The 498-nt window shown below is 65.9% G+C and carries 1 pseudogene; it reads right to left on the bottom strand.

The annotated features are described in order from the left end of the window. Window positions 1-177 precede the first annotated feature (177 nt). Window positions 178-498: pseudogene (locus tag E2C05_RS32450) on the bottom strand (IS5/IS1182 family transposase); the annotation flags it as partial.

Below are 498 nucleotides of genomic sequence, written 5' to 3'. Positions count from 1 at the left end.
ATGGCTGGTCGAGAAGAACGGCCATCGCAGCCCCGCCGACAGGCGCGCCGCCTGGCAGGAGGAGACCTTCAGGCGCGCCGCGTAGCCCAACCAGTTGTCCAAGGAGCCGGGTGCGGTACACCAGTACGTTGCAGGGATCAGCGGTGGGGACGCACGTAGCCTTACCCGCATTCGGGGTTATGCAATGCGGACGTATTCCGGCCGCCCAAGCTTGAGCATGCGGTTCAGCACGTCAGCGGCGATGGCCACCTCCGTCGCCTGGCCGCCATCTGTTTGCGATCGGAGCCCGTCACCGATGACGCGCTTCCAGCGCGAGATGTCGGCCTCTACTAGGGCGCGATCGTTGTATCCCGAAGCTCGCTGCCAGCCTATGCGGCGTAAGCGGCAGCCGATCCCGGCCTTGCGGTGACCACGGGGCATCGCCGATTCCGGGGGCATGCCCGACGACACACTTTCCTCCGGACCACTCGCAGGCCGCTCATACGACCGTAGTAAGAG

Source organism: Paracraurococcus ruber, assembly GCF_004353985.1.
Classification (GTDB): Bacteria; Pseudomonadota; Alphaproteobacteria; order Acetobacterales; family Acetobacteraceae; genus Paracraurococcus; species Paracraurococcus ruber.
This window is presented reverse-complemented; position numbering and strand designations above follow the sequence as displayed.